Source organism: Bordetella sp. N, from assembly GCF_001433395.1.
Classification (GTDB): Bacteria; Pseudomonadota; Gammaproteobacteria; order Burkholderiales; family Burkholderiaceae_B; genus Bordetella_C.
Genome location: NZ_CP013111.1, coordinates 1358356 through 1378155 on the forward strand (window position 1 = coordinate 1358356; position 19800 = coordinate 1378155).

Sequence of the window (19800 nt, forward strand, 5' to 3'; positions counted from 1 at the left end):
AAAGCCATTCTTTGCATGGAAGTGCCGCGCGAAAATAAGACTAATCCTACGTACCTGCCCTTAGTGCGGCCTTCTGTTTGAAGCAGCCGACGCCCGCAAAGAAAGCCACGGCGGCGGCGGCCAGGAAGGATGACTGGGTGCCGCCTGGCACGTACTCCAGGAAAGAAGCCAGGAACTGGCCCAGAAAGAGGGCCATCGACAGGTAGGCAAGGTTGCGCCCGCGCGAGCGCACCGTGCTGCGCTCAACCGTCATGTGGTTCACCAAAGGCACGGACAGGCCGAACCCGCAGCCGAGCAGGACGCCACCCAGGATGAACAAGGGAAGATCCGCGGCGAAGGCGAAGCACAGATGCGCGACCTCGTAGCAGGCGAAGGCGATCATCAAGGTCTTGCGGCCGCCGCGCGCCCGTACCAGCCTGGGCATCAGCGCCGCGGCACAGACCGCCACCAGCGACACAAAGGACAGGAAATAACCTGTCTGCGCTTCCGAGAACTGCACTCCATCGCCGCCGCCCGACAGACGAAAGGGCAGCAGGATCACCGCGGTAAAGAACACCGTCATGGAACACAGCGCGGCAACTCGCACGGTCCACATCGCGCCGCCTGCTTCGTCTTCCATGGCCATGTTCACAGGGGCAGTGCCGCGTCCTCTGATCGGTATCGTCGCCACTACCATGCCAAGGAACACGAACGCCATCGCATATAGCGCGAACGGCGCATACCACCCGACATTCGTGAGCATGCCGCCGAGCGCCAGAAAGACCACGCCACCCAGTTCGATTGCCATCCCTTGCCTGGCGATCATCGTCAACCGTTGGTCGCCCTGATAGAACTCGGAAATCAGTCCTGTCCCGCCGGCCATGATCAGCGCGGTGGCGCCGCCCAGAAGCACGCGACTGCTGAACACCTGCACGGCGCCATGCAGCAGAACGGTGCCCAGCCCAAGGGCGCCATACAAGATCAGGCCGACCGCCAACGCCCGCCAGGTGCCGATGCGATCGATCAGACGTCCGGCCATGGGGCCGAACAGCACCACGCCGAGCGCAGGCAAAGTCACCAGCCAGCCCGCCTGGCCGCCGACACCCAGCGCGTTCGCGATGCTGGGCAAGCCCGGCACGATCACACAGCCGACCATGATGGTCAGCATCGAAACGGCGAGCAGCGAGATGCCGCCCCATGCGCTTATCGCGCTGACGGAAGAGGGGGGCGCAGACTTCAGAGTAGCCAAAACTGATCCTAATACAATACCGTAGTCTCGTAATTCTATAATTAGACTGCGGTATTGAAAAGGAGTGCTGGATGACAGAGTCGACCTCGCCACGTAGTGTCGGCCGTCCCCGCAAGGAGGACACGACGCCCAATGTGCTGGACGTCGTTCGCAAACTCGTGCGGGAGCGTGGGTACGAAGCGGTGTCGGTGAACCTGGTCGCGTCCGAGGCCGGCGTCGCCAAGCAGACGCTTTACCGGCGTTGGCCGGGCAAGGCGGAGATCGTGCTGGACGCATTTCTGGAAAGCGCGTCGAAGGCGGACGGTCTGGTCTACACCGGCCTGGAGGCCACGCTGACCAAATACCTTCGCGGGCTGTTCCGGCACCTGGAGGCCGATGGACCGGCGATCAGGAATCTGATCGCTTCCGCCCAAGCCGACGCGGACTTCCTTGAGCGCTTCACGAACCGCTTCGTCGAGCCCCGGGCTGGCCATCTGCGCGCCATTCTCCACTCCGCGCTCGAAGCCGGGGACCTGCCGCCGCACTCGGATCTGAACGTGCTCACGGATATGGTCCACGGCGCCTTCTGGTACCGATTGCTCACGGGCAAGGCCCTTGATTCCGCGTATGCGGCGGCTCTGGCAAAGCAGGTAAGCGTGGCCGTCACGGCATGACCGCCGCGCTACGGTACGTTGATCGAGCCAGGATGGCCGGGCGCCTCAACGGTCCTCGACAACGCGGTCATCGACAACGCGGTTGTCGACAACAGCATCCGCGATAGCGTCGAAGCCCAGGCGCAGGGCGTGGTCGCGGATGTCGATGGGCCAGGGGGAGGCCGCGGTCACGAACGTGGCGCGGTCGCCGGCGAAGAGGGCGCGGGCGGCGGCTTCGAAACCGGACAGGTCGCCCGCCATGGTCTGCATGAAGTAGTAGGCCGCTTCACGGGCCTGGCGGACGCGGATCTTTTCCCTGCCCGACCGGCGCGCTTCGTCCACCAGTCTGCGCAGCGTGATGGACGCGCCGCCGGCTTGGGCCGCCAACCATTCCCAATGACGCGGCAGCAGTGTCACCTCGCGGGCGACCACGCCCAGCTTGGGACGGCCGCGCCCGCGCGGTGGCGGTGCCGGCGCAAAAGCGGCTTCCTGGTCGGCTGCCGCGGCGGCCGCGGCCAGCGCGACGACCACCGGGTGCTCGGCAAGGCGCGCCATCACTTGCGCGGTGTCGCCCCGCGTGTCGATATCGACCTTGCGGCCAGTGCCGTCGTCAAACAGCAGGAAGGGGCCCGCGGCGCCTTCATCGTGGGCTTTCTTCATGGCCGCGGCGGCCACCTGGATGGTGCCGCTGATCAAGCGGCGCGGGCCATCGAAGCTGCTGAAAGACGGCGGTTGCGGCGATACGTAGGGCAGATGCTGCGCGAGGGTCGGCTTTATGGAGGCCGGCTTTCCGGAGGCCGGCTTACCGGAGGCCGGCTCACCGGGACGATGCAGCGGCATGTACTTCCTCAAGGCGTTACTGGGTATCTCGCCAGGGAGATTATCTATTCAAATGATAATCATTACCATATGAAAAGTACAGTGCCTGTTTCATCAGCCGACGAACCGCGCCTTGCGGCGCGCCGCCCCGCGGACTCATTTCTTCGGAATGAATTCCGGCTTGAGCACGCCCACCAGCGCGTCATAAGGAATGGTCAGCTCCGGTTCGCCATGCGAGTACGGTGCGATGCTGTAGGCGTCGTACTTGACCACCACGCCATCCCGCGTCAACGCGAAGTTGTCGCTTTCCGAGAAGGGGAAGGTGCGGGCGTAGGTGGCGGGGTCGCGCTTGGCGTCGTCATTGCTGGCCAGCCACTTGTTGTAGACCTTGCGCAGGGCCGCGGTGTACTGATCATGGCGACCGGCAATGATGGCTTCGTCCAGCGCCAGCACGCGTCCCGCCGTGCGCTGCCAGTTGAGGAATTGGGTGGCGGGTATGCCGTGGGCGGCGCCCGCGAAGTACTGCTGGGTATGCAATTCGATGGCGACGATGTCACCCACCGTGTCCTTCACGCTGGCCTTGAAAAACGTCGCGTCGCGTGGCTGCGCGGTCTTCCAGAACCAGGTGGCGTACTCTTCGAGCGTTTCATAAGGCCCGCGCAGGCGCTGATCCGTTCCCGTCATATAGGCCAGCACGTGATCGATCAATTGTGTCAGGCGCGGGATGGCGGGGAAGGCCACCGAGTCCACTTCGATGCGCGGGCAATCGTCGCCTTTGCAGCCGGGCTTGCTGCGCTTCCACGAAATCGACTTGACCTCGACGTCGCCCTTCATCTGGCTGGCGCCGGCCTGCTGCGTGGGCAGGCTTATGGTCTCCGACGGAGTAGTGCCGCAGGCGGCCAGCAAGGCCAGGCACAGCGCGGCGCCGGCCAGCGGCAGCGCGCGGCGGGCAGGCGAAAAAGAGAGCGGGGAGGAGGTCGGCATCATCGGTCATTCCTGCGGTCTACGGCGCTGCGGTTACGGCGCTGCGGTTTACGGCGGCGCGCTGCCTGCGCGGCTGCATGGGGCCAGCTTGGGGCGGGGACTCAAGCAAAACGCAAGGCTTGATGGTAGCGGAAGCGGCCACCCCGGGCCGCGTGTTGCCATCCCGGCGCGGCGCGTGCCATTTCACGGGACTTGATACAGCCACTCCTGCGTGCCGAAGCGTTCGCGTGCCTGCTGGTCGGCCTGCGCCAATTCGTCCGCCGTGACGGCGCCGGGGGTGAGGCCGTGGCGCTCCTTGAAGACAGCGATCATGCGCGCGATGATCTGGTCGCGCGGCATGCCGGTCTGCGTCAGCAGGGGGTCGACGCGCTTCTTCGCGCTGGTCGTCCCCTTGTCGGACAGTTTCTCGCGGCCGATGCGCAGCACTTGCACCATCTTGTCGGCATCGATGTCATAGGCCATGGTCACGTGATGCAGCACCGCGCGCCCACGCCGTGCCTGCGCGGCACCGCCGATCTTGCCGGCGTCGGACGTGATGTCGTTCAAGGGCTGGTACCAGGCCTTGATGCCTACCGATTCCAGCGCCTCCAGCGTCCATTGGTCGAGGAAGGCATAGGACTCCTGGAAGCTCATGCCTTCGACCAGCGACAGGGGTGCATAGATGGAGTACGTGATCGTATTGCCCGGCTCGACGAACATCGCGCCGCCACCACTGACGCGGCGCACCACTTCGATGTGATGGCGTTCCGCGCCTTCCGGATCCACCTCGTTCTTGACGGACTGGAAGCGGCCGATCACCACCGCGCCCGAGGACCACTCCCAGAAGCGCAAGGTGGGCGGGCGCCGGCCCGCGCCGACCTCGTCGCACAGGACGGCGTCCAGGGCCATATGCTGCAAGGGCAGGCGCGGCCCTTCGTTGATCAACTGCCAATCGTGATCGCGCCACGTGCTGCGTGTCATGCCAGCGCCCTCCGCACGGCGATCGCCACGGCTTCGGGAGAGAAGCCGAACATCACGGCTTCCGGCGGCAAGGCGGCCGCCACGGCCAGCGCCAGCTCGGTCTCGCTGGCATCGGCGTGCTGGCCGACCAGGGCCTTGTCGATGTTCTTCAATACTTCCGGCGGCTCCAGGAAGAAGTCGCCGCTGATCTGCACCTGCGCCAGGCGGCCAGCCTGCACGCCGATGTCGGCCACCACCAGCTTGCCACCGGGGACCTTGTATTCGCCATGTCCGTTCATTGCTTGCACCGTACGGGCCTTGGGTTCATCGGAACCCGTTCATAAAACGCATCCAAATGCGGATAGTAACGGCAGTCGCGCTATTGCGCGCAGGCCCGCTGCACCGCGCCCGCCAGCGATTCCGGCTTGTCGGTGGGGGCATAGCGGCGGATCACCTGGCCGTCGCGGCCCACCAGGAATTTGGTGAAATTCCACTTGATGCCCTGCGTGCCCAGCAGCCCGGGCTTTTCCTGCTTGAGCCATTGATACAGCGGATGCGCCTTGTCGCCGTTGACTTCGACCTTGGCGAACATGGGGAAATCGACCTGATATTTCAATGTGCAGAAATCGCGAATTTCCGCTTCATCGCCCGGTTCCTGATGGCCGAACTGGTCGCAAGGGAAGCCGAGCACGCTGAAGCCCGCCTCGCGATGGGTCTTGTACAGTTCCTGCAGACCCGTGTATTGAGGCGTGAAACCGCATTTGGACGCGACGTTGACCACCAGCAGCACCTGGCCCGTGTAGTCGCTCAGGGAGCGGTCGACGCCGTCGATATCGCGGGCGGAGAAATCGTAGATCGAGGACATGGCTTGGAACTCCAGTTTTGCGCCGCCGCTTTCACAGGGTCGTGGCGAGGCGTGGCCGGTGTCCATAGTAGCCTGCATGGCGGCTGAGGTATTGCCCGGAATCGGCGCCTCGACGCGTATATTGGCTTTTGCATTTTGGCGGGCACAAACATGACACAAGCGGCGGACATGACAGACCGATTGCTGGCGATGCTGGCGGCGGGCAAGGACAATTTATTGCTGCGCTACTCGCTGGGCAAGGCCTATGCGGAGCAGGGCAATCACGAGGCCGCCACTGAACATCTGCGCGCGGCGCTGGCCTTCGATCCCCAATACTCCGTCGCCTGGAAATGGCTGGGCAAGGCGCGCCTGGGCCTGGATGACCGCGCCGGCGCGCGCGCGGCCTGGGAGCAGGGGCTGGCCGCCGCGCAGGCACGCGGTGACGCGCAGGTGGTCAAGGAATTGGGCGTGTTCCTTAAGCGGCTGGATCGGGAAGCGGAAGGGCAGGGCTGACTACGGCCCCTAGGGCTCCGGTTGCCCCTGTGGCCCCTGTGGCCCCTACGGCCCCTTCGGTCCTTTCGGATCCGCCGGCCCGCGCAGATTGCCGTAGGCCTCCAGCGCGCGCAGCCGCGTCTCCTTCAGATCGCACATAGGCTCCGGATAGCCGCAGCGTTTGCGTTGCTCGCCGTTCGGCGCGTGGATGGCGCGCGCATCCAGCTCGGCCAGTTCCGGCACCCAGGTGCGCAAAAAATGCCCCTGCGGGTCGAACCTGCGCGATTGCGATTCCGGATTGAAGATACGGAAGTAGGGCACGGCATCGGCGCCCGTCGACGCGCTCCATTGCCAGCCGCCGTTGTTGGCCGCCAGGTCGCCGTCGACCAGGTTTTCCATGAACCAGGCTTCGCCGGCACGCCAGTCGATCAGCAGGTTCTTGGTCAGGAACATGGCCACCACCATGCGCAGGCGGTTGTGCATCCATCCCGTGGCGGCAAGTTGCCGCATGGCGGCATCCACGATGGGGAAGCCGGTGCGGCCGGCGCGCCACGCTTCCAGGTCGCCGCCGGCTTCGCGCCAGGGGACCGCGTTGGTTTCCGGGCGCATGGGCTGGTGCATGGACAGGACGGGGTAGGCGGCCAACAGATGCTGGTAGAACTCGCGCCAGAGCAGTTCGGTGATCCAGGTGCGCACGCCTTGCTTGCCGCTGTCCATTTCGCCCTGGTTCGCCATCAGCGCGCGATGCAGGCACTGGCCCACGGATACGACACCGGCAGCCAGGTAGGGCGACAGCCGGCTGGTGCCATCGTGGTCCGGACGGTCCCGTTCCTGCTCGTAGGCGCCGATGGCGTCGGCGGCGAAAGCGTCGAGACGCTCGTGGGCGGCTTCTTCGCCGGCCGGCCAGAGCTCGCGCACTTTGTCGCTGGGGGCTTTGCGGCGGCCCAGGAAGGCGCTCTCGTCCGGGACCGGGTCGGCCTTGATCGCATGAGGGGGATGGGCTTGCGCCCGCGGCGTCGGCGCGGGTTGCGGCGGGGCGCTCATCAGGCGTTCCCGGCACACCCGGGAGAAGGGCGTGAAGACCTTGTAGCATTCGCCCTTGCCGGTCAGCACCGAGCCGGGTTGCAGCAGCGTGGTGCCTTGATGCAGCGTCAGCGCGACTTCGTCCTGCGCCAGCCTTTCCCCCGCGTCATAGTCGCGCCGCCGCTCGTTGATGGCCCACTCGACGTTGGCGTGCACGCCGCCGACATCATGGGCCAGGCAGAATTTGGCCAGGGCCCGCGGCACTTCGGACCAGTGACTTACCGTCAGAAACTTGAGCGGGATGTGCCGGTCTGCCAGGGTCTGCGCCAGGGACAGCAGGTTACGCCGCCAGAAATCGATCTTGACCGCCGCGTCGCTGTGCGATTGCCATTGGGCCGATGCCACGACGAACAACGCCAGCGTGGGACCTTCCTCCAGCGCGGCGCGCAGGGCGGGGTTGTCGCCCAGGCGCTGGTCGCAGCGTATCCACCATAGGCGATTGCGGCGATCGGGGGTATTCGTACTGTGCTGCTGCTGGTCTGGCATTGCGGTTTCCTTACCTTGGGCGCGGCGACCCGCGCGGTGGGGATCGAGAAGGATGATCTCACAGGGCCGTCGGTCGTCAGGCGTAAGCGGGGCAAAAACGGCGCGCGCTATTTGTATCAGGTCTAAGACAAATGTGTTGGACTTACGTCACAGTGACTGCCCCCGCCGCGTAGAGTTGAGCCACAAAACGCAAACAGATGTGACGGCTACATGTCCAGCCCAAGACGCTTCTATTGGCGTGCGCGCCTGGGGGCTATGTCCTTTCGTCAAACCATGAAACAGGCGTGACGCCGTACCAGGTTGACGCTCGTATTACGGCCGACTTGTAATGCAATGGGACCAGCCTTGGCAGCCGCAATGGGATATTTGATGGATTTCCGCCCGCCCTTCTTCAGAGGGGCTTCCTCTAACCGCAAAGCAACCCACGGTGCTGCGCTGGGGGCGTTGTGGCGCTTGCTTGAACTGCCGGAAGAAGCGCTGGACTTCATCGATCTGCCGGGCGCGGATCCGGTTCTGCCTTCCTCTTTTCCGGTGGGCATGGCAGCCCAATACAGCATGGGCGCGGCGGCCTTGGCGGCCGCGGAAATCTGGCATCTGCGCGGGGGCGGCAAGCGCCAGCGCGTGACGGTGGACATGCGCCATGCGGCGCAGGAAACCCGGGGTTTCTACACCCTTAATGGCGTGCCTTCCACCCGTTACGACAAGATCACCGGCGTGTACCGTTGCGCCGACGACAACTGGGTGCGTATCCACGCCAACTTCGCCCATCATCGCGATGGCGCCCTGGCGCTGCTTGGGTGTCCCACCGGCGCCACCGTGGACCGGCGCATGGTCGAGAAATCGCTGGCCCGCTGGAACTCCTTTGAATTCGAACAAGCCGCCGCCGATGCCGGTCTGGTGGTAGCCGCCATGCGTTCCTTCGACGAATGGGATCGCCATCCGCAGGGCATCGCGGTGTCGCAGCTTCCCGTCATCAGCATCGAACGCATCGGCGACGCGCCCCCGCTGGCCTTGCCCAGCTACGGCGCCGATCCGCGTCCACTCAAGGACATCCGGGTGCTGGACCTGACGCGCATCCTGGCCGGCCCCGTGGGCGGCCGCACCCTGGCGGCCTATGGCGCGGATGTCATGCTTTTGAATTCCCCCAATCTGCCTAACATCGATGCGATTGCCGAGACCAGTCGCGGCAAGCTGTCGGTACACGCCGACCTGGATACGGCGACGGGGCGCATCACCTTGGGCAATCTCTTGCGCAGCGCGCATATCTTCACGCAGGCCTATCGGCCGGGCGCGCTGGCTGACCTGGGTTTCAGCGTGGAAGACGTGGCGCGGATCCGGCCGGGCATCGTCTGTGTCTCCCTGTCGGCCTACGGACATGTCGGGCCGTGGGCGGGGCGGCGCGGTTTCGATTCGCTGGTGCAGACGGCAAGCGGTTTCAATCACGCCGAAGCCAAGGCCGCGAACCAGGAAGCGCCGAAGCCCTTGCCCACGCAGATCCTCGACTACGCCACCGGTTATTTGATGGCTTGTGGCGCGCAGGCGGCGCTCATCCGGCAGGCGACGGAGGGCGGCAGCTGGCATGTGCGGGTGTCGCTGGCGCAGACCGGGCGCTGGCTGCGCGGCTTGCCGCGGCAGCAGTCCGGGCTGGGCTGTCCCTTGCCGCCGCTGGATCCCTATCTGGAAACGACCGATTCCGGTTTTGGCCGCCTGACCGCCGTGCGTCACGCGGCGCGCTTCTCGGTGACTCCGGCGCGTTGGGCCCGGCCGTCGGTGCCGCCCGGCACGCATCCAACGGTCTGGCCATTCAGCTGAGCCCCTTATCGGTGGATTTTCTGTAGACTTGCGGCGCCAGGCGGTGCGCGCGGGTGTATCGTCGTCGATATCCACGCGCTCGATCGCGTGGAAGCACCCCTAATAACGACAGCCAGGTGTCCACCATGCCCACGACCATCTATCACAATCCGCGTTGCGGCACGTCCCGTACCGTTCTCGATCACCTGCAACAGGCGGGTATCGAACCGACCGTCGTCGAGTACCTGAAGACGCCGCCCACGCGTCAGGTGCTGGCTGACATGATCAAGCAATCCGGCTTGAGCGTGCGCGACGCCGTGCGTGCCAAGGAAGCGGTCTACCAGGAGCTGGGACTGGATGCGGAAGGCGTCAGCGACGACCAGTTGCTGGACGCGATGATCGAACACCCCATCCTGATCAACCGTCCTTTCGTGGTCACGGAGCGCGGCGCGCGGCTGTGCCGGCCCGCTGACGTGCTGGAAGAGATCCTGCCGCGCTAGGGTGCTGTTGCCGTCGCGGTGTCGACGGCTTCGCCAGGCCAGGCTGAGGCCAACCTCACATTGTCCTCAGCAGGTGACGCTGGATAGTTCGTCTGGCGGCGCTGTCCGAACGTTGATCCCCAGGGTTCAATCCTTGGCGGGATGCTGTGCGCGCCAGGCGCGCAGGGCTTCCAGCGTGTTGGCGACGTGTTTGTCGGGATCGGAGTCGGCGTAGGAGTAGATCACCTTGGCGTCCGGCGTGATCACGTAGGAGATGCGCTGCGAGCGTTCGGCATTGCGTTCGTGCACGGCGTCATAGGCGCGCATGATCTTGCCGTCGGCATCGGCGGCGACCGGGAATTTGCTTTGGCATTCGCTCACGGAGAAGGGCTTCAATACGTCGATGCTGTCGGCGGAGATGCCGACCACCCGCGCGCCCAGTTTCTCGTAGGCAGGCACCGCTTCCGCGAAGTCATGGGCTTCGATGGTGCAGCCCTTGGTGAAGGCGGCCGGGAAGAAGTACAGCACCAGGGGACCCTTGCTCAGGGCGTCGCGCAGGTCGAACTGGAAGGTGTTGCCGCCTTGGGCGGCCTGGGTCTTGAATTCCGGCGCGCTGGCGCCGTTGGGCAGCGCGGCCCAGGCGGACGGTAAGCCGATCAGGGAGCAAGCGAGGACAGCAGCCGTCAAACGTTTCTTCATGCTTTTCTTCATGATTGCACCTGGGGGAAGGGGAGCCGGATAGAGCGATTATAGGAGCGAAGGTCGCGGTCCCGGGCAAGACGTGGACAGGCGCTTCAAGACTGCCGCGGCTCGCGGCGCTGGTCGTGGTGCTCCTGGCGCTGGTCGCGGCGGTCCGATTGCTGCTGGCGTTGCGGCTGCTCGCGCTGCTGATTCTGCTGGCGCTGTTGCTGCTGTTGCTGGCGCTGCTGTTGTTGCTGTTGCATCTGCTGTTGCTGCTGCTGGCGTTGCTGCTGTTGCTGTTGCATCTGCTGCTGTTGCTGCTGACGCTGCTGTTGTTGTTGCTGCATCTGCTGTTGCTGTTGTTGCTGACGCTGCTGTTGTTGTTGCTGCATCTGCTGTTGCTGCATCTGTTGACGCTGCTGTTGATCCCTTTGCTGCTGCTGCAATTGCTGCTGTTGTTGCTGCACCTGCTGGCGCTGCTGCTGATCGCGTTGCTGCATCTGCTGTTGCTGCTGGCGCTGTTGATCCTGCATCTGCTGCATGCGTTGCTGCTGCTGTTGCTGGGCCTGCTGTTGCTGCTGCAACTGTTGCTGGTTCTGCCGTTGTTGCTGCTGCAGATTCTGCTGGCGCAAATTCTGCTGCTGTTGCTGGGCGCGCTGCTGCTGTTGCAATTGCGCTTGCTGCTGGCTCTGCTGCTGTTGCAGCAATTGCTGCTGCTGCGACTGCTCACGCTGCATCTGCTGCTGCCGCTGGTTGGCTTCCTGCTGCCGGCCCATGCCCTGCGCCTGCTGGCGCTGCATATCCGCCGCGCGTTGCTGCTGCTGGCGGTTCTGGTCGGCCTGCTGTTGCTGCCGTTGGCGTTGCTGATCGGCCTGCTGTTGCTGCGACTGACGCTGTTGATCAGCCTGCTGCTGCTGGAACTGGCGTTGTTGTCCAGGATTCATGCCGCCCGGCGCACCGGGGCCGCCAGGGCCGCCAGGGCGCTGCCCCGGATTGCCAGGCTGCGCCGCCGGCGCGCCCGCTTGCGCGCCCGGCCCGCCAGGACGCTGGCCAGGATTGCCGGCTTGCCCGCCGGGACCGCCAGGGCGCTGCCCAGGATTACCAGGTTGCGCGCCGGGACCGCCAGGTTCGCCCGGACGATCGCTTCCAGGGGGCCGCTGCCAGTTGTTGCTATTCCCCATGGGCCGCGTGAACGCGGCTTGGGGAGGACGGCCGTGGTTGACGTTCATGAACTGGCCGCGCTCGCGGCCGGCGTCGTAGGCGTGGCGGTCCTGCATGGCCATGGGGGGCATGTGGCGCTCGCGTTGGGCGGCGAGTTCGTGCGGATCAGGGCCACGGCCTACTCCGCCAGGACCGCCGTGATAGCTGGCGCGGTCACGTCCATTCACCACGACCTTGTGGTCGTACACGTAGGTGACCCGCGTCGGCCCGATGCGTGTCACGGACCGGTTGTAGTAGAAGTGCCGATCGCGCCAATAACCACCGGAATAGCCCGAGCCGAAATACCCGAAGCCGTAATTGATGCCGCCATAGAAGCCGATGTGCGGCCCCCAGTAGCCAGGCGACCAGCGGTAGTAGCCGGTGTCGAAAGCCCAGTACCCCGGCGTCCACAGCGCGCCTTGATAAGGTGCCAACACCCAGGCGCCCGGCACCCAGAAGAAGCCGTAGTAATTGCGCGCCCAATAACCCGGCACCCAGATATACCCCTCGCCGGGAACCGGCGGCTGTTCATACACGGGCAAGGGCGGCGGCGCTTCCTGCGCCGTGGTCATGGGCGCGAGATTCGCGTCGGACGGATCGACCGCGCCTTGCGCTTGTTGAGCGGCCGGGTATTGCTGCCCGGCCTGGTCAGGATAAGCCTGTCCTTGTTGATAAGGCTGCCCCTGCGCATCCACCGGATAAGGTTGCCCTTGTGCATCCACCGGGTTGCCGTTCTGGTCCGTCTGCGGATAGGGTACCTGACCGGCGGGATAGGCCGGGTAGTTGGCTGGATAAGGATCGGATACCTGCGCCCGCGCCAGCGTCGGCAGCCCGGCCGCCACGCTCAAAGCCAGCGTCAGCGCGACCAAACCAGCATGGCGCGTTCGGCCACGTGGCCCACGGCCGGCGCCGCGCGCGTCCGCGGCGCCGGCATGCGGGCATTCAGCGGACGAAGTCAATGCCGGGCCGCGGACCGCGGCGCCCCGCGACGCCGCTACCTGGCCACTGGATGGGGGGGAGATATGCGTTTTCATGCGAGCTTCGAGCGGCTCACGCCGTTCGCCCTGTTTCATGGTCTTGTGCCGATATCCACCTGCAACGTCGCGGCGGACCGATCAATACCCATAGTAGTAGTGGGCCGGCGCCGGATAGTACCGGTATCCGCCACCGCCGTGGTAATGGCCGCCGCCACCGCCGGCAGGGACGACAATACAACCGCTCAGCGAGCAGGCGACGGCAACCAAAATAATGAGCTTCTTCATGCTGGACTCCTCAGGGAACGCATAAACATTCATGCGGACGATTCCAGTGTAGAGAGGCGCAAGTAGCGTGTGGGGCGCTTGAAACCGATTTGAAATGCGGACGGGGTTACCAATTCCTACGCGTGTCGCCACGCGTATCGCGGCGCCCGGTCCAAGCGTGTCCAGTCGTTAGAGTCGTGCCTGCATGCGATAGCCAAGCGACAGCGCGAAGACGGATAAAGAGCCATGCGGTGAGCGGCCAACGCATCGCGCGACACCGGTCGAGGACGCCAGGCGTGCGCCTGTAGCTCAATCCGGTCGCTCGATCCTGTCGCTCAATTCATGTAGTTGCGTTCTTCTTTCTCGCCGGCCCACTTGCGCAATGCGCCGATGAAGTCGGGGCAGACATTGCCCTGGACCTTGGTCTCGACGATGACGCTGTCCTTCATGCGCATATAGACCCCGCACTGATAGACCGCCACGCGATTCTCGTAGTGGCCATAGTTGGTGGTCTGCATCACTGGCGTGGCGGCCTGGCCGCCGCCGGCGGGAATCAAGCCGACCATCTGAGTGCTGGAACCGTCGCTGACCCAGGATTGATACGGCGAGGTCTGGTAGTCGCTCCATTCCAGCACGGTCGCATCGCCATCCGGATGGGTCTTGTTCGGTTCGCCCAAAGCCGTGATGGCATCGTCGATCGAATGGCCTTCCATGTTCTTGGCCACGTTCACACTGGGCGAGAAGGACAGGCCCGAGGAAAACACCTTGCTTAGCGATGGCAGGGTGGAGCTGCCGCCGGTGGGCGCGCAACCCGCCAGGCCGGCCATCGCGCTCAGCAGGAGCGCGCCCAGACCGTATCGCGTTGCGAAACTCGAAGCATTCTTGCTGGACTTCATGGCGATGTATTCCATGCTCCCGCGTCCGGGGCTAGCCAGGGCAGGCCGCGCGGGGAGCAGGGCGCGCGGCGGCGGGCATTTTGTTACTCCCGGTAACCGTTGGCAGGGGGCCTGTCAGGGAGGGCCGGAGGGCCCGATGCCAGGAAAGCGTCAGCAATACGTTACCGAGGATCGCCATTCTCCCCGCAATTCGTCACGGAATATGAATGAATTGTCATTAAAATTGTTACGTAATATGCCGGAGCGGGTGTGATGCGTTGCGTCAGGCCCGCTACCATGCTGAGCGTTCACGCGCGCGGCGTATCTGCCGCCATGCCGCCTTTCCTGCAAACAGATGATGACGATGCCCCGCCATTTGCCTTCGTTTTTGCGCGCCGCCGGCGCTTTGCTTTCCTTGTGCTTCCTGATGTTGGCGTCCGCCGCCCACGGTGCCGAGACGCGCCAGTTCGGCGGCGTGGCGACCGACAAGGATCAGAAGAAGATGTTCTGGACGCTGCCCGTGCCCGGCGGCAAGCAGGCCGCCGAAGACGCGGCGGTGGCGGAATGCCGTCGCAAGGGTGGCAACGGCTGCAAGTCGCTGGGCTGGTTCGCCGACAGCTGCATGGCGTGGGCGGCCAACAGCCGGCGCGACCTGTTCCCCGGCAATAGCGCCGGGCCGGAAATCGCGGCCAAGGCGGCCATACGCAAATGCACCGCGCAAAGCCCGGATGGCAAATGCCGCCTGGCGATGCTGCCGATCTGCGTGGGACCCGGCTACAGCCCCACGCATAATGCCGCCGCCGCGCGGGCCCGGCCTGCCGACCTGGAAGCCCTGTCCGCCAAGCTGGACAAGCGCGAGTACTGGGGGACCGTCTCCGAGAGCGAGACCGGCGGTGCGCTGTATGCGGATGACTATCCTAGCGAGAAAGAAGCGGTCAAGAGCCTGAATGAGTGGGATGAATGCAAGAACTGCTCCACGCTCATTACCTATAAGGACACCTGCGTGGGCCTGGCGTGGCCGAAAGGCGTGGCGAAGGAAAGAGGGCACAATTACACGATCTTGAACCCGGAACCGCAGACCGCGCGCGATCAGGCGCGCCTGGCGTGCAACGCGAAGGAGAAGACCGATACCTGCGTGGCGATGGTGCGTTGCTCGGGGCGCGCGTATATGGACGGTTACGTCGGGTTTGAGCAGAAGGCCACCGGCGCGAACGAGAGCCCGATCCGGGCGCATTGATCGCGCCGGTTTTCTTGGCCGAAAGGTGATTTTTTAGTGAGGGGTTCCCCCTCACTGCTCCCCGCGGAGCCGGCGCGCTGCGCGGCCGGCGGGCTTGCCGAGACGGTGGTGGAGTTTCTAGGTGAGGGGGATTCCCCTCACGGTCCCAGGGGCGCCGCCGAGTCTCGCGAGTCGCGGGGGCGTCGTGAGGGGAAACCCCCCTCACATACCCCCTGCAGCTTGGCGCCAGCCAGTTCAGTTATACCGGCCGCCCGAACCGCCCAGGCTGAAACGCCCGGCGCCGAACAGGGCGACGGCCAAAGCCGCGGCCAGATACATGCCTTGCAGCTCCAGCTGCCAGCCACCCTGACCGTTGATCGAGAACAACTGGTTGGCGTGGACCAGGAAGAAGGCAAACAGCATGTTGATCGCGATGATCAGGCCGCCCAGGCGGGCGAACAGGCCGACGATCACGAGAATCGGGGCGATGACTTCGCCGATGTAGACCAGATAGGCCACGAAGGACGGCAGGTTGTGCTCGTGGACCAGGTTCACGATGAAGCCGACGCCGTGCGTCATTTTGCTGATGCCATGCAGCAGGATCAGGATGCCCAGTACCAGGCGTAGGATCAGCTTGCCGGCGTCGTCATTACGGTTCATGTCGTGGTCTCGTGGAGTAGCGTGTCGGTTGGAAGAAGGACTTCAACTTCCGCCGGCGAGGCCGGCGAGGCCGGCAATTATCGCAACAGAGTGTGAACCACTCAAGGAGCACGTGGAACGCCCCCGCGGACCGCGCCGGCAGCAGCGCCGGATCAGCGTCGAATCAGCGCCGGATCAGCGTCGACTTCCCGAACAGGCTTTCCACCAGGTCCACCACCACTTCGGCCGTCTGATTGCGCACGTCGCAGGCGGGATTCAGTTCCATCAGGTCCAGCGAAGCCAGCCGCCCGGTGTCGGCGATCATCTCCATGCACAGCTGCGCTTCCCGGTAGGTCGGCCCCCCCAGCACCGGCGTGCCCACACCCGGCGCCACCACCGAATCCAGGAAATCCGCGTCGAAGCTGACGTGCAGATGGGTGTTCCCGTCGACCTCGGCCAGGGCTTGCTCCATGGTCAGGCGCATGCCGTTCTCATCGATATGGCGCATATCGAAAACCCGCAGCCCCAAGGCGCGCAACTGGCGCTTTTCTTCCGCGTCGACGCTGCGGATGCCCACCTGACGGATGGCCGTGGCGTCCACCGCGGGGTAGGTATCGCTGAGCCGGGTGAGGGCGTCCGGGCCCTGGCCGCACAGACAGGCCACCGGCATGCCGTGGATATTGCCGGTCGGCGTGATGTCGTGCGTGTTGGAATCGGCATGCGCGTCCAGCCACAAGACGACCAGCTTGCGGCCGGCGGCGCGGCAATATTGGGCCACCGCGCTGATCGATCCGATGGCCAGGCAATGATCGCCGCCCATCAATATGGGAAAATGCCCCGCTTGCAAGGAGCGCAGCACCGACTCATGGACCGATCGGTTCCAGTGGGCCACTTCCTCCAGATGGCGAAAGCCGTCGCGGGGAGGGTGCCAGGGATTGGTCGGGCCGGCCAGATTGCCGGCGTCAACCACCTGCAAGCCTTGGCGTTCCAGGGCGACAGGCAGGCTGGCGACCCGCAAAGCTTCGGGGCCCATCGAGGCGCCCCGTATGCTGGCGCCGACGTCGGTGGGCGCTCCGATTAGATCCACTTGCGTGATTGCCATTGCTCGCCTCGCGTAACTCAAACGCCAAGGCTAACATCGTTTCATATCACGCCGCAGTTCGTCCAGGATCACTGATGATCGTCATTATTTACGCGCACCCTTATCCCCGCCATTCACGCGCCAACAGCGCCTTGCTCGATGCCCTCGACGGTATGGAAAAGGTGCGGGTGCGTTCGCTTTACGAGCTTTATCCCGACTTCAGCATCGATGTCGCCGCCGAGCAGGAGGCGCTGGCGCAGGCCCGCCTGGTGGTCTGGCAGCACCCCTTGCATTGGTATGGCGCGCCCGCGCTGTTCCGCCTGTGGATGGACAAGGTGCTGCAGTACGGCTGGGCCTATGGCAAGGGGGCGGGCATGCTGGACGGCAAGGACCTGATGTGGACGGTGACCACGGGCGGCGACGAGGGCAATTTCAGCTGTTGCGGCGAGAACCACCTGGGCATGCTGGGGCAGCCGCTGCGCAGTGCCGGCGAACAATGCGGCATGCGCTGGCTGGCGCCGTATTCCCTGCACGGCGTGACCACGCTGACGCAGGATCAGTTGGCGGGCGCCGGCGTGCGCTACCGGGAGCAGTTCGAGGCGCTGTTGCGTCAGTACGAGGGCACGGAGCCAGCCACGGGGGCCGACCATGAATGATCAATTGCTATTGCAGGGCCTGGTTTATCTCGGTGTCACGGTGGTGTTCGTGCCGCTGGCCGTGCGGGCCCGCATGGGATCGGTGCTGGGCTATCTGATTGCCGGCTGCGTGATCGGGCCGTGGGGCTTGCGGGTGGTGGACGATCCGACCGAGATCCTGCATTTCGCGGAAATTGGCGTGGTGCTGATGCTGTTCCTGATCGGCCTGGAGCTGGACCCCCGCCGGTTGTGGAACCTGCGGGTGCCGGTGTTCGGCGGCGGCGCGCTGCAGATGGCGGTGTGCGGCGCCGCGCTGGGCGCCCTGGTCTGGTGGCAGGGGCTGGATTGGCGCGTGGCGCTGCTGGTCGGTATGACGCTGGCGCTGTCGTCCACGGCCATCGCCGTGCAGGCCATGAATGAGCGCAGCCTGCAGCAGACGGTGCTGGGGCAGCGCGCGTTTTCGGTGCTGCTGTTCCAGGATCTAGCGGCCATTCCGCTGGTGGCCCTGATTCCGCTGCTGGCGGGCGGCAAGGGCGGCGAGGGGGACTCCCTGGGCGTCGCGACCTTGAAGATCGTGATCGCGCTGGCGATCGCGGTGGTGGGTGGCCGTTATCTGGCGCGTCCGCTGCTGCGTTTCGTGGCGCGGTCCGGGCTGCGCGAGGTCTTCAGCGCGGTGGCCTTGTTCCTGGTGATTGGCGTCGGCGAACTGATGGAGAGCGCTGGTCTGTCCATGGCCATGGGGGCGTTCCTGGCGGGGGTGCTGCTGGCCAGCTCGGAATACCGGCATGCGCTGGAGAGCGATATCCAGCCATTCAAGGGTTTGCTGCTGGGGCTGTTCTTCATCGGCGTGGGCATGTCGATCGACTTCGGCACGCTGCTGTCGCATCCCTTGCAAGTATTGGGATTGCTGCTGGCCTTTCTGGTGATCAAGTTTGTCCTGCTGTGGGCCATGTCCCATGTGTTGGGGATAGGGGGCGGCCGCTGCGTGCTGTTCGCCACCTTGCTGGGCCAGGGCAGTGAATTTGCCTTCGTGGTGTTCGGCAGCGCGCATGACGCCGGCGTGTTGCCGGATGACTGGACCAAGCTGTTGACCCTGGCGGTGGCCTTGTCGATGGCGGCCACGCCCATCGTGCTGGCGGTGCTGGACCAGATCGAGCGGCGCAAGCCGCGCGACCGCCGGGCGGATGACGAGATCGATGAGGACGGCGCCAGCGTGATCATCGCGGGCTTCGGGCGCTTTGGACAGATCGCCGGGCGTCTGCTGTTGGCCAATGGGGTGAAGGTGGTGGTGCTGGATCACGATCCGGACAACATCGAGACGCTGCGTAAATTCGGCATGAAGGTGTTCTATGGCGACGCGACACGGGCAGAGCTGTTGGAGACCGCCGGGGCGGGACGTGCGCGGGTGCTGGTGAATGCCATCGATACGGTGCCGGAGAATTTGCGGCTGGTGGATCTGGTGCAGGAGCATTTCCCGAATCTGCGGATCGTGGCGCGGGCGCGCGACGCGGTGCATTACTACCAGTTGCGGCAGCGTGGCGTGGAGGTGGTGGAGCGTGAGTTGTTCGAGTCGGCGTTGACGGCCGGGCGGCATGCATTGCAGGCCCTGGGGATGGATCCTTACGAGGCGCGCGAAGTGGCGGATGCTTTCCGGCGCAACAACATCAATATGCTGGAAGAGACGACGGCGAATTTCGAGGACGAAGGGTTGCGGATTACCGTGGCCAAGCGGGCTCAGCAGACGCTGGAGCAGTCGATTGCACGAGACCGCCTGCTGGCGTTGAGCACGCACCGGGATTCCTGGGGACCTCAGAGCGAGGAGACCGCCGGCCAGGAAGCGCCGCAACGGACGGCGGGGTAGCCGGGGGCTTCCGGCGCCCGCGCCGTGGCGCACTTGCGGGCCCCCGGGCTACTTGGCCTACTTGGGCCATCCGGGCCACCCAGGCCACCCAGGCCACCCAGGCCACCCAGGCCACCCAGGCCACCCAGGCCACCCAGGCCACCCAGGCCACCCAGGCCACCCAGGCCACCCAGGCCACCCAGGCCACCCAGGCCATCCAGGCCATCCAGGCCATCCAGGCCATCCAGGCCACCGGGGCCACCGGGGCCACCGGGGCCACCGGGGCCACCGGGGCCACCGGGGCCACCGGGGCCACCGGGGCCACCGGGGCCACCCGGGCCCGTCCCCAAACCCGGGGCCCCTCCAGGGGCCCCGACCCTCTCGGGGGCGTCCGAGTTATCCCCGGAGCAACACGAACGAAATTAAACGCAATAAACGGCAATATAAGAAATAAGAGCCCGATGAAAACAGGTTCTAGTCAGAAATGGCCTCCTTCCGCCCGAAAGTTGAAGAAAAAACCCCTCAATCTCCCCCTTGATCGCAAATTTCTGATGGGAAATGCTTTGCGACAATCCGCCATATGGCTAGAATTCCGCCACGAAATTTACGCAAAGA

Annotated in this window: 21 protein-coding genes; 7 read left to right on the forward strand and 14 right to left on the reverse strand. The window is 65.0% G+C overall.

Going from position 1 to position 19800, the window contains the following annotated elements:
• Positions 1 to 46 precede the first annotated feature (46 nt).
• Positions 47 to 1228 (reverse strand): MFS transporter, encoded by a 1182-nt coding sequence (locus ASB57_RS05895; RefSeq protein ID WP_197424969.1) that lies wholly within the window; start codon positions 1226 to 1228, stop codon positions 47 to 49.
• 71 nt (positions 1229 to 1299) lie between these two features.
• On the opposite strand from ASB57_RS05895, the gene ASB57_RS05900 reads away from it, so the two are divergent.
• Complete coding sequence (locus tag ASB57_RS05900) at positions 1300 to 1881, forward strand: TetR/AcrR family transcriptional regulator (RefSeq protein ID WP_057651375.1); 582 nt, start codon at positions 1300 to 1302, stop codon at positions 1879 to 1881.
• Positions 1882 to 1926: 45 nt separating this feature from the next.
• Here ASB57_RS05900 and ASB57_RS05905 read toward each other — a convergent pair whose 3' ends face one another.
• From ASB57_RS05905 to ASB57_RS05925, 5 genes are all read right to left on the reverse strand, one after another.
• Entirely contained in the window at positions 1927 to 2700 is a 774-nt protein-coding gene (locus ASB57_RS05905; protein ID WP_082621399.1) for a DUF2239 family protein, read from the reverse strand.
• Between the two features lie 135 nt (positions 2701 to 2835).
• Positions 2836 to 3666 (reverse strand): RsiV family protein, encoded by an 831-nt coding sequence (locus ASB57_RS05910; RefSeq protein WP_057651377.1) that lies wholly within the window; start codon positions 3664 to 3666, stop codon positions 2836 to 2838.
• Between the two features lie 180 nt (positions 3667 to 3846).
• On the reverse strand, positions 3847 to 4623 hold the full coding sequence (locus ASB57_RS05915; RefSeq protein ID WP_057651379.1) for a biotin/lipoate A/B protein ligase family protein: 777 nt from the start codon (positions 4621 to 4623) through the stop codon (positions 3847 to 3849).
• Positions 4620 to 4901, reverse strand: a complete 282-nt coding sequence (locus ASB57_RS05920; RefSeq protein WP_057651381.1) for a biotin--protein ligase — start codon at positions 4899 to 4901, stop codon at positions 4620 to 4622. Before ASB57_RS05920 ends, ASB57_RS05915 begins: the two co-directional genes overlap by 4 nt.
• Positions 4902 to 4981: 80 nt before the next feature.
• On the reverse strand, positions 4982 to 5467 hold the full coding sequence (locus ASB57_RS05925) for a glutathione peroxidase (RefSeq protein WP_057651383.1): 486 nt from the start codon (positions 5465 to 5467) through the stop codon (positions 4982 to 4984).
• Between the two features lie 168 nt (positions 5468 to 5635).
• Between ASB57_RS05925 and ASB57_RS05930 the strand changes: the two genes are divergently transcribed.
• Positions 5636 to 5959, forward strand: coding sequence for a tetratricopeptide repeat protein (locus tag ASB57_RS05930; RefSeq protein ID WP_057655943.1), 324 nt, complete (start codon positions 5636 to 5638; stop codon positions 5957 to 5959).
• Between the two features lie 45 nt (positions 5960 to 6004).
• Here the strand turns inward: ASB57_RS05930 and ASB57_RS05935 are convergent, their stop codons facing one another.
• A complete protein-coding gene (locus tag ASB57_RS05935; RefSeq protein WP_057651384.1) occupies positions 6005 to 7507 on the reverse strand; it encodes a deoxyribodipyrimidine photo-lyase in 1503 nt (500 codons plus the stop codon).
• A 357-nt stretch (positions 7508 to 7864) separates the two neighbouring features.
• On the opposite strand from ASB57_RS05935, the gene ASB57_RS05940 reads away from it, so the two are divergent.
• Positions 7865 to 9319, forward strand: coding sequence for a CoA transferase (locus tag ASB57_RS05940; RefSeq protein WP_057651386.1), 1455 nt, complete (start codon positions 7865 to 7867; stop codon positions 9317 to 9319).
• Between the two features lie 125 nt (positions 9320 to 9444).
• A complete protein-coding gene (gene arsC, locus ASB57_RS05945; protein ID WP_057651388.1) occupies positions 9445 to 9798 on the forward strand; it encodes an arsenate reductase (glutaredoxin) in 354 nt (117 codons plus the stop codon).
• Between the two features lie 126 nt (positions 9799 to 9924).
• Here the strand turns inward: arsC and ASB57_RS05950 are convergent, their stop codons facing one another.
• The 4 genes from ASB57_RS05950 to ASB57_RS05965 form a co-directional block, all read right to left on the reverse strand.
• Positions 9925 to 10476 (reverse strand): peroxiredoxin, encoded by a 552-nt coding sequence (locus ASB57_RS05950; protein WP_156414070.1) that lies wholly within the window; start codon positions 10474 to 10476, stop codon positions 9925 to 9927.
• Positions 10477 to 10571: 95 nt separating this feature from the next.
• Complete coding sequence (locus tag ASB57_RS31490) at positions 10572 to 12692, reverse strand: hypothetical protein (RefSeq protein ID WP_231755346.1); 2121 nt, start codon at positions 12690 to 12692, stop codon at positions 10572 to 10574.
• 81 nt (positions 12693 to 12773) lie between these two features.
• Positions 12774 to 12920: a hypothetical protein gene (locus ASB57_RS31285; RefSeq protein ID WP_197424971.1), complete on the reverse strand. Its 147-nt coding sequence runs from the start codon at positions 12918 to 12920 to the stop codon at positions 12774 to 12776.
• Between the two features lie 314 nt (positions 12921 to 13234).
• Positions 13235 to 13810: a hypothetical protein gene (locus ASB57_RS05965; protein WP_231755347.1), complete on the reverse strand. Its 576-nt coding sequence runs from the start codon at positions 13808 to 13810 to the stop codon at positions 13235 to 13237.
• A 319-nt stretch (positions 13811 to 14129) separates the two neighbouring features.
• Here ASB57_RS05965 and ASB57_RS05970 point away from each other — a divergent pair, with 319 nt between their 5' ends.
• Complete coding sequence (locus ASB57_RS05970) at positions 14130 to 15011, forward strand: DUF4189 domain-containing protein (protein WP_231755348.1); 882 nt, start codon at positions 14130 to 14132, stop codon at positions 15009 to 15011.
• A 234-nt stretch (positions 15012 to 15245) separates the two neighbouring features.
• On the opposite strand, the gene ASB57_RS05975 is transcribed toward ASB57_RS05970, so the two are convergent.
• Both ASB57_RS05975 and rocF read right to left on the reverse strand, forming a co-directional pair.
• The gene (locus ASB57_RS05975) at positions 15246 to 15650 is read right to left on the reverse strand and encodes a DoxX family protein (protein ID WP_057651396.1); all 405 of its coding nucleotides are present in this window, start codon (positions 15648 to 15650) and stop codon (positions 15246 to 15248) included.
• Positions 15651 to 15813: 163 nt separating this feature from the next.
• Positions 15814 to 16731 carry an arginase gene (gene rocF, locus ASB57_RS05980; RefSeq protein ID WP_057651398.1) on the reverse strand — a complete coding sequence of 306 codons (918 nt, stop codon included), beginning with the start codon at positions 16729 to 16731 and terminating at the stop codon, positions 15814 to 15816.
• A 74-nt stretch (positions 16732 to 16805) separates the two neighbouring features.
• On the opposite strand from rocF, the gene kefF reads away from it, so the two are divergent.
• Together kefF and kefC are read left to right on the forward strand one after the other, a co-directional pair.
• Positions 16806 to 17366 (forward strand): glutathione-regulated potassium-efflux system oxidoreductase KefF, encoded by a 561-nt coding sequence (kefF, locus tag ASB57_RS05985; protein WP_057651400.1) that lies wholly within the window; start codon positions 16806 to 16808, stop codon positions 17364 to 17366.
• The gene (kefC, locus tag ASB57_RS05990) at positions 17359 to 19206 is read left to right on the forward strand and encodes a glutathione-regulated potassium-efflux system protein KefC (protein WP_057651402.1); all 1848 of its coding nucleotides are present in this window, start codon (positions 17359 to 17361) and stop codon (positions 19204 to 19206) included. Before kefF ends, kefC begins: the two co-directional genes overlap by 8 nt.
• Here the strand turns inward: kefC and ASB57_RS31495 are convergent.
• Complete coding sequence (locus tag ASB57_RS31495; protein WP_231755349.1) at positions 19155 to 19535, reverse strand: hypothetical protein; 381 nt, start codon at positions 19533 to 19535, stop codon at positions 19155 to 19157. The genes kefC and ASB57_RS31495 overlap by 52 nt on opposite strands.
• Between the last annotated feature and the right edge of the window lie 265 nt (positions 19536 to 19800).

Excerpts from the sequence above, each read along its gene's own strand:
- ASB57_RS05905 (WP_082621399.1), bottom strand. The coding sequence starts at position 2,700 with ATGCCGCTGCATCGTCCCGGTGAGCCGGCCTCCGGTAAGCCGGCCTCC.
- kefF (WP_057651400.1), top strand. The coding sequence starts at position 16,806 with ATGATCGTCATTATTTACGCGCACCCTTATCCCCGCCATTCACGCGCC.
- kefC (WP_057651402.1), top strand. The coding sequence starts at position 17,359 with ATGAATGATCAATTGCTATTGCAGGGCCTGGTTTATCTCGGTGTCACG.
- ASB57_RS05965 (WP_231755347.1), bottom strand. The coding sequence starts at position 13,810 with ATGGAATACATCGCCATGAAGTCCAGCAAGAATGCTTCGAGTTTCGCA.
- rocF (WP_057651398.1), bottom strand. The coding sequence starts at position 16,731 with ATGGCAATCACGCAAGTGGATCTAATCGGAGCGCCCACCGACGTCGGC.
- arsC (WP_057651388.1), top strand. The coding sequence starts at position 9,445 with ATGCCCACGACCATCTATCACAATCCGCGTTGCGGCACGTCCCGTACC.
- ASB57_RS05925 (WP_057651383.1), bottom strand. The coding sequence starts at position 5,467 with ATGTCCTCGATCTACGATTTCTCCGCCCGCGATATCGACGGCGTCGAC.
- ASB57_RS05970 (WP_231755348.1), top strand. The coding sequence starts at position 14,130 with ATGATGACGATGCCCCGCCATTTGCCTTCGTTTTTGCGCGCCGCCGGC.
- ASB57_RS05915 (WP_057651379.1), bottom strand. The coding sequence starts at position 4,623 with ATGACACGCAGCACGTGGCGCGATCACGATTGGCAGTTGATCAACGAA.
- ASB57_RS05950 (WP_156414070.1), bottom strand. The coding sequence starts at position 10,476 with ATGAAGAAACGTTTGACGGCTGCTGTCCTCGCTTGCTCCCTGATCGGC.
- ASB57_RS05910 (WP_057651377.1), bottom strand. The coding sequence starts at position 3,666 with ATGATGCCGACCTCCTCCCCGCTCTCTTTTTCGCCTGCCCGCCGCGCG.
- ASB57_RS05940 (WP_057651386.1), top strand. The coding sequence starts at position 7,865 with ATGGGATATTTGATGGATTTCCGCCCGCCCTTCTTCAGAGGGGCTTCC.
- ASB57_RS05930 (WP_057655943.1), top strand. The coding sequence starts at position 5,636 with ATGACAGACCGATTGCTGGCGATGCTGGCGGCGGGCAAGGACAATTTA.
- ASB57_RS05935 (WP_057651384.1), bottom strand. The coding sequence starts at position 7,507 with ATGCCAGACCAGCAGCAGCACAGTACGAATACCCCCGATCGCCGCAAT.
- ASB57_RS31490 (WP_231755346.1), bottom strand. The coding sequence starts at position 12,692 with ATGAAAACGCATATCTCCCCCCCATCCAGTGGCCAGGTAGCGGCGTCG.
- ASB57_RS31285 (WP_197424971.1), bottom strand. The coding sequence starts at position 12,920 with ATGAAGAAGCTCATTATTTTGGTTGCCGTCGCCTGCTCGCTGAGCGGT.
- ASB57_RS05975 (WP_057651396.1), bottom strand. The coding sequence starts at position 15,650 with ATGAACCGTAATGACGACGCCGGCAAGCTGATCCTACGCCTGGTACTG.
- ASB57_RS05900 (WP_057651375.1), top strand. The coding sequence starts at position 1,300 with ATGACAGAGTCGACCTCGCCACGTAGTGTCGGCCGTCCCCGCAAGGAG.
- ASB57_RS05920 (WP_057651381.1), bottom strand. The coding sequence starts at position 4,901 with ATGAACGGACATGGCGAATACAAGGTCCCCGGTGGCAAGCTGGTGGTG.